7 protein-coding genes are annotated in these 6,726 nt (G+C 64.9%); all 7 read left to right on the top strand.

Annotated elements, in window-relative coordinates:
• The first annotated feature begins 6 nt into the window (after positions 1–6).
• Positions 7–390 carry a hypothetical protein gene (locus AACS24_RS05780; protein ID WP_033113443.1) on the top strand — a complete coding sequence of 128 codons (384 nt, stop codon included), beginning with the start codon at positions 7–9 and terminating at the stop codon, positions 388–390.
• Between the two features lie 46 nt (positions 391–436).
• Positions 437–715 carry a peptidylprolyl isomerase gene (locus AACS24_RS05775; protein ID WP_108570540.1) on the top strand — a complete coding sequence of 93 codons (279 nt, stop codon included), beginning with the start codon at positions 437–439 and terminating at the stop codon, positions 713–715.
• Between the two features lie 189 nt (positions 716–904).
• Positions 905–1,579, top strand: a complete 675-nt coding sequence (locus AACS24_RS05770; RefSeq protein ID WP_108570539.1) for a DUF1499 domain-containing protein — start codon at positions 905–907, stop codon at positions 1,577–1,579.
• A gap of 11 nt (positions 1,580–1,590) precedes the next feature.
• Entirely contained in the window at positions 1,591–2,172 is a 582-nt protein-coding gene (locus AACS24_RS05765) for a carboxymuconolactone decarboxylase family protein (RefSeq protein WP_108570538.1), read from the top strand.
• Positions 2,172–4,322 carry an FAD-dependent oxidoreductase gene (locus AACS24_RS05760; RefSeq protein WP_108570537.1) on the top strand — a complete coding sequence of 717 codons (2,151 nt, stop codon included), beginning with the start codon at positions 2,172–2,174 and terminating at the stop codon, positions 4,320–4,322. Before AACS24_RS05765 ends, AACS24_RS05760 begins: the two co-directional genes overlap by 1 nt.
• A gap of 20 nt (positions 4,323–4,342) precedes the next feature.
• Complete coding sequence (locus AACS24_RS05755; RefSeq protein WP_181364143.1) at positions 4,343–5,527, top strand: ABC transporter substrate-binding protein; 1,185 nt, start codon at positions 4,343–4,345, stop codon at positions 5,525–5,527.
• The coding region (locus AACS24_RS05750) for an ABC transporter permease (RefSeq protein ID WP_108570535.1) at positions 5,527–6,726 on the top strand (1,200 nt) is incomplete at its 3' end. The genes AACS24_RS05755 and AACS24_RS05750, both read left to right, overlap by 1 nt.

Here is a 6,726-nt window from a genome sequence, read left to right as displayed (position 1 = left end):
CACATCATGCATGCACGTAGCGAACAGATGGCTGACTATATTGCCGATCGTCTCGAGTTCATCACCTTTCTCGCCTGTTGCAGCGCCCTGCTGGCCCTGCTGACCGGCATGAGTGGCCAGCAGGCGCTGGCCTTTACCGCACTCAACCTGCCGTTTGGCCTCGGGATCTTGCTGGCCATGGCTCTGCTGGCACCGCTGCCCGCTTACTGGCGCCTGCCGGGGATCACCTTGCTGCTGGCAGCCGGCGCCCTGATGACCATGCAACTGGGCGGCGAGTGGCTCAATCCGCTGGCCATCTGGAGCCTCTACGCCCTGCTCGGGCTGGAGATAATCTGGCAGGCACGCCCCAAAGCTGCGCTGGCGGCTGACGGACGCGGCCAATTGAGGTAACCTTGCGCCCCCGATTTGCCAACCCCAATACCCGAGGAGCGCCCCGATGAAAAAAGCCTGTGCCCAGCACATTCTGGTCAAGACCGAAAAACAGTGTCTGGAGATCAAGGAGAAGATCGAAAAGGGCGCCGACTTCGGCCAGATGGCCAAGCGTTTTTCCACCTGTGCCTCTGCCAAACGCTGCGGCGATCTGGGGGAGTTCAACAAAGGGGATATGGTCAAGCCCTTTGACGATGCGGTATTCAAGGGCGAGCTGCTCAAGGTACTGGGGCCGTTGCGAACCAAGTTCGGCTTCCACCTTATCAAGGTGCTCTATCGCAACTGATCCAACCCGTCAACGCGCCCCAATCCCCTTCCAGAGAGGCCCGTTTGCAACGGGCCTCTCGCTGTTTTACCGTCTCCTTTGACTCATGGGCCAAAAGCCCCCTGAGCACACACGAATTTACTAACGTTATCAGGCTATTAAGTTTATTCTTCTCGGCACGTTCCGCACTTCGAGGATGGATCCCGCGCTATGCCCAGCTTATACAGGTGGCCACTGCTGGCCTGGTTGCTCCCTTTGGCAGGGGCTCTTGGCAGCCGCTTTCATCTCTGGCCCTGGTGGCTCGGGTTCACCCTCTGCCTGCTTGGAGCCATCATCTCTCTGGTGTTGCTGGTGCGCCTGCCCTGGTGCCGCAGCCGACACGCCAATGGCTGGGGCGCCGTGCCGCTGCTGCTGCCTCTGGCCTTTGTGATACAGGCGCTGCGCGTACCGCTGGTCAACGATGTCAGTACGGATCCTTACAACCCGCCCCTGTTGCGCTGGGCCAGCGAGCTCAGAACGGCGCAGGATCTGCCGATTAATCCGGCTCCGTTGAAAGCATTTGAGGGGAAACCCGGTCCTCTCTATACCAAGGCCTCCCCGGCCGAGGTGCTCACCGAAGCCCACGCCCTGATGGAGCAGCTCGGCTGGCAGGTGCGGCCAAGTCCGGATGGTCTCGATGCGGTTGCCACTACCGGCTGGTTCGGTTTTCAGGATGATGTGGCGCTGCGAATTTTTGTTGGCCCCAGCGAAACCCGCATCGACATGCGCTCCGCCTCCCGTCAGGGGCGCAGCGACTTGGGCACCAACCGGGCACGGATCGAGGATTTTCTGATCCGCCTCAACGAGCGGCTGGGTCAGGCCTACAAACCCAATTTGAAGCAATAAGAAGGTCATCAATGCGCGTCGAGGTGAAACCCGACCGGGAATATGCCTGGTTTATCCGCCCCTTTTTCTGGCTGCAACAGCGCAACTACGGTCAGGTGCTCATTCCCGGCAAGTGCTGGGGCCGCTCACCGCGCCTGTTTGCTGCCGTCGCCACCCTCTATGGCGTCATCAACCGCAAGCGCTCCCCCATCGACCCCGTGCTGCGCTCCCTGGTGACGGTGCGGGTCTCCCAGCTCAACTGGTGCCGCTTCTGCGTCGACATCAACGCCATGACCCTCATCAAGCGGGCGGGCTCCAGCGAGAAGGTGGAGGTACTCGCAAACTGGCGCGAAAGCCCCTTATTCGACGAGCGGGAGCGGGCCGTGCTCGACTACACCGAGGCGATGACGGGCCTCGATGGGGTCAGCGATGAGCAGGCTGCCCGCCTCAAGCCCTGGTTCGACGACGATGCCATGGTGGAGCTGACCGGCCTCATCGCCTTCCAGAACATGTCGGCCAAGTTCAACGCCGCCCTCGATATCGCCCCGCAAGGCTTCTGCCAGCTGCCGGTGCAGCCAGTGCGTCCGGCCCAGCCGGATAGCAAGGACGCCTGATGAGAGGCTCCCGCCTGCTGCTGGTGCTGGTGATGGGCTGCCTCATCGGCGCCTTTTTCGCCTTCGACCTTGGCCACTACCTGAGCCTGCCCCAGCTGCAAGCCCGTCAGGTCGAGCTGGCCGCCCTGGTCGACCGCCATTTCGTCAGCGCCGCCCTGCTGTTCGTCGCCGTCTATGTGGTGAGCACCGCCCTCTCTCTGCCTGGCGCCAGCCTGCTTACCCTGGCCGGCAGCGCCGTGTTCGGCGTTGCCTGGGGGCTGCTGCTGGTCTCCTTTGCCAGCAGTATTGGTGCGACCCTGGCCTTTCTCAGCGCCCGCTTTCTGCTGCGCGACTGGGTCGAGCGGCGCTTTGGTGACAAGCTGGCCAGCTTGCAGGCCGGCATGAAGAAGGAAGGCGCCCTTTATCTGCTGAGCCTGCGCCTCATCCCCATCTTCCCCTTCTTTTTGGTCAACCTGCTGATGGGGCTCACCCCTATCAGAGTCAGCACCTACTACTGGGTAAGCCAGCTTGGCATGCTGCCCGGCACCTTCGTCTACGTGCTGGCGGGCAACGAGCTTGCCAACCTCACCAGCACCGGCAATATCCTCTCCCCCGGCCTGATGGTGGCGCTGACCCTGCTCGGGCTGATGCCGATGCTGCTCAAGAGCCTGCAGCGGCGCCTCGCCCTGCATCGGCTACACGCCCCCTACCGCAAGCCGACCCGCTATGACTACAACCTGCTGGTGATTGGCGCCGGGGCCGGCGGACTGGTCACCAGCTATATTGCCGCGGCGGTGAAGGCCAAGGTGGCGCTCATCGAGAAGCACAAGATGGGAGGCGATTGCCTCAACAGCGGCTGCGTCCCCTCCAAGGCGCTGATCCGAAGTGCCCGCTTTGCCGCAGAGCAGCGCCGGGCCAGTGAACTGGGTTTTGACCCGAGCAAAACCTGCGCCGATTTTGCCGCCGTGATGGAGCGGGTCGCCCGCGTCATCAAGGAGGTCGAACCCCATGACTCGGTGGCGCGCTATGAAGGACTTGGAGTGGAGTGCATCGAAGGGGAGGCGCGGCTGGTCTCTCCCTGGCAGGTGGAGGTGAACGGTCAGCGCCTTGCCAGCCGCCATATCGTGCTCGCCACCGGCGCCCGGCCGCTGGTGCCCAAGCTGCCGGGCCTTGAGCAGGTGCCTTACCTCACCTCCGACACTCTCTGGCAACTGCGCACTGCGCCGCGCCAGCTGCTGGTGCTGGGCGGCGGCCCCATAGGCTGCGAGCTGGCCCAAAGTTTTACCCTGCTAGGTGTGCCCGTTACCTTGGTAGAGCTCTCGGATCAGCTGCTGCCCCGCGAAGAGCGGGAGGTGGCCGAGCTGTTGGCGGATCAGCTGGCCCGCGACGGCGTACGGGTGCTCACCGGCTGGCGTGCCGAGCGAGCCGACTATCTGCCTGCGGTTGAGGATCTCCCCATCCGGCTGCAACTGCGCCGGGGCGACGAAACGCAAACCATTGCAGGGGATCAGCTGCTGTTGGCGCTGGGTCGGGTCGCCAACGTCAGCGGCTTCGGGCTCGAAGAGCTGGGGGTGGAGCTGGCTCCGAACGGCACGGTAGCGGTCGATGGCTTCCTTGCCACCAACTACCCCAGCATTCTGGCGGTGGGGGACGTAGCGGGCCCTTACCAGCTCACCCATGCCGCCTCCCATCAGGGCTGGTATGCCGCAATCAACGCCCTGTTCAGTCCGTTCAAGCGCTTTCGGGCCGACTATCGGGTCATGCCGGCCGCCATCTACACCACCCCCGAAATCGCCCGGGTCGGCCTCAACCAGAAAGAGGCCAGGGCGCAGGGCATCCCCTTCGAGCTGACCCGCTTCGAGCTGGCCGAGCTGGACAGAGCCATCGCTGACGGCGAGCGTCAGGGCTTTATCGAGGTACTCACCGTACCCGGCAAAGATCAGATCCTGGGTGCCACCCTGGTGGGCACTCACGCCGGTGAGCGGATCGCCGAATTCGTGCTCGCCATGCGCCACCGTCTGGGCCTTGGCAAGATCCTTGCCACCATTCACGCCTACCCCACCCTGATGGAGGGGAACAAGTATCTGGCGGGCGAGTGGCGACGGGCTCGTCAGCCCGCCACCCTGCTGGCTCTGCTGACCCGTTATCACCGCTGGCGCCGCGGCGCCTGACCCAACCCCAGGTAACCCGGATGCGACACTCATTGCCCTCGTTCAAGCAGCTGCTGCGTGCCCTGCCCCTGCTGGCAGGCAGCCTCCTCTTCACTCAGGCCAACGCCGGCGACAACCCGCAGTGGCAGCAGACCCTTGAGGAGGCGAAAGGAGAGACCGTCTACTTCAACGCCTGGGGTGGCAGCCCGGAGATCAACGCCTATCTGGTATGGGCCGGGCAGGAGCTGGCGCGTGACTATCAGGTCAAACTGGTGCAGGTGAAGGTGGATGACATCGCCCAGAGCGTCAGCCAGCTGCTGGCCAACAAGCAGGCGGGCAAGCAAGCTGGCGGCCCCATCGACCTGCTCTGGGTCAACGGCGAGAACTTCAAGGCGCTCAAGGAGCAGGGGCTGCTCGGCGCCCCCTTTACGCAGGAATTGCCTAATATGGCGCTGGTAGACAACAGCCTGCCGGTGAGTGAGGACTTCACCCTGCCGGTGGAAGGGCTGGAAGCCCCCTGGGGCATCGGCCAGCTCAATCTGATGGTCGACACCGAAGAGGTCACCAGCCCACCCACCTCGGCAGCAGCTCTGCTTGCGTGGGCAAAGGCCCATCCCGGCCGCTTCACCTATCCCAAGCCGCCCCAGTTCCATGGCTCCAGCTTTCTCAAGCAAATCTTGCTGGAGCTGACGCCGGATCCCGCCCCCCTCTATCGGGAGGCAACCGATGCCGAATTCATCAGGGTCACAGCTCCGCTCTGGGCCTGGCTCGATGAGCTGCATCCGGCACTCTGGCGCAAGGGCAAGCTGTTCCCCAGCAGCGCCGCCGAAACCCGCCAGCTACTCGATGATGGCGAGCTGGCGATGGCCATCAGCTTCAACCCGCAGGAGGCGCAGAGCGCCGCCCAGATTGGCGCCCTGCCCCCCAGCGTCGAGGCGGTCGCCATGGCGAAGGGGTCGCTCACCAACAGCCACTTTCTCGCCATCCCCTTCAACGCCAACGCCCGCGCGGGGGCAAAGGTGGTCGCCAACTTCCTGCTAAGCCCTGCCGCTCAGGCGCGCAAGGCGGATCCGGCGTACTGGGGCGATCCCAGCGTGCTGCGCAGCGATGCCCTGCCGGACTCCGCCAAGGGACAACCGGCACTGCGCTTCAAGGCCGTGGCAGAGCCCCATCCCAGCTGGCAGCTCAGGCTCGAAGCCGCCTGGGCCGAGCGCTACGGCCACTGATGAGCCGGTTTGGCTACGATTCCCTCGGTTGGCGCCCCCTGTTCACCGCCGGGTGTGCTATGGTTTTTGGCCTTCCGCTGCTGGCGGGGGGCTGGCTACTGCTGGCTGAGGGATTGACCCGACCCCATCTGCAATTGCTGCTGGCCCAACCGGGCCTCTGGCACTCGGCGCTGCTGAGCCTGTGGATTGGCGCCGCCTCGACCCTGACCAGCCTGCTGCTGACTGCCCTGCTGCTGGCCCACAGCGACAGCCGGGCCTTCTGTTGGCTGCGTCGGTTGCTCTCGCCCTTGCTAGCCATGCCTCACGTTGCCTTTGCCATCGGTTTTGCCTTTCTGCTCGCCCCCTCCGGCTGGTTGCTGCGCCTGCTCTCGCCGACCCTCACCGGATTTGAACTACCTCCCGACTGGCAGACCCTGCGCGATCCCGCCGGGCTCGGGCTTATCCTCGCCTTGACCCTCAAGGAGACTCCCTTCCTGCTGTTGATGACGATCGCCGCACAAGACCCCGCCAGGGTGGCGCGCCAGCAGTGGCTGGGGGCAAGCCTTGGTTTCAGCGCCCCCCAGCTCTGGTGGCGCCTGCTGCTGCCGGCGCTCTGGCCTGCCCTGCGCCTGCCCCTCTATGCGGTGGCGGCCTACGGGGTAGCCGTAGTGGATCTGGCCCAGCTGCTCGGGCCCGATCTCCCCGCCCCGCTGGCGGTGCGGTTGTGGCTCTGGTATCAGGACCCGGATCTGCTCTGGCGCGGCGCTACCGCCAGCGGCGCTCTGCTGCTGCTCGCCATCACGGCGCTGCTGCTGGCCCTGTTGCGGCTGCTGGAGCTGGCGCATAGAGCCCTTGGCAAACCCGGCTGGCTCGATGGCAAACGAGCAAACCCAAGCTCCCTTGGCCACACCCTTGCTACGGGCAGCGTGGTGACCCTGATCGCCATCAATCTGGCGGTGCTGGCGGCGCTGCTGCTCTGGTCGCTGGCGCGGCGCTGGCCCTTTCCCGCCCTCTGGCCAAGCCAGTGGAGCGGCCGCTATTGGCTGGACCTGCTGCCCACCCTGTCGCTGCTGCTGACCACCAGCATCCTGCTGGCGCTGGCGAGCGGGGCGGTAGCGCTGGTGATGACGGTGTGTAGTCTGGAGGCGCAAGCGGGGCGCCGCCCTTGGCCACTTTGGCTTGTCTGCCTGCCGCTGTTGCTGCCGCAGGCCAGCCTGCTG

The sequence above is a fragment of the Aeromonas sp. HMWF016 genome, from assembly GCF_963878195.1.
Classification (GTDB): Bacteria; Pseudomonadota; Gammaproteobacteria; order Enterobacterales; family Aeromonadaceae; genus Aeromonas; species Aeromonas lacus.
This window is presented reverse-complemented; position numbering and strand designations above follow the sequence as displayed.

Excerpts from the sequence above, each read along its gene's own strand:
- AACS24_RS05755 (WP_181364143.1), top strand. The coding sequence starts at position 4,343 with ATGCGACACTCATTGCCCTCGTTCAAGCAGCTGCTGCGTGCCCTGCCC.
- AACS24_RS05780 (WP_033113443.1), top strand. The coding sequence starts at position 7 with ATGCATGCACGTAGCGAACAGATGGCTGACTATATTGCCGATCGTCTC.
- AACS24_RS05765 (WP_108570538.1), top strand. The coding sequence starts at position 1,591 with ATGCGCGTCGAGGTGAAACCCGACCGGGAATATGCCTGGTTTATCCGC.
- AACS24_RS05775 (WP_108570540.1), top strand. The coding sequence starts at position 437 with ATGAAAAAAGCCTGTGCCCAGCACATTCTGGTCAAGACCGAAAAACAG.
- AACS24_RS05760 (WP_108570537.1), top strand. The coding sequence starts at position 2,172 with ATGAGAGGCTCCCGCCTGCTGCTGGTGCTGGTGATGGGCTGCCTCATC.
- AACS24_RS05770 (WP_108570539.1), top strand. The coding sequence starts at position 905 with ATGCCCAGCTTATACAGGTGGCCACTGCTGGCCTGGTTGCTCCCTTTG.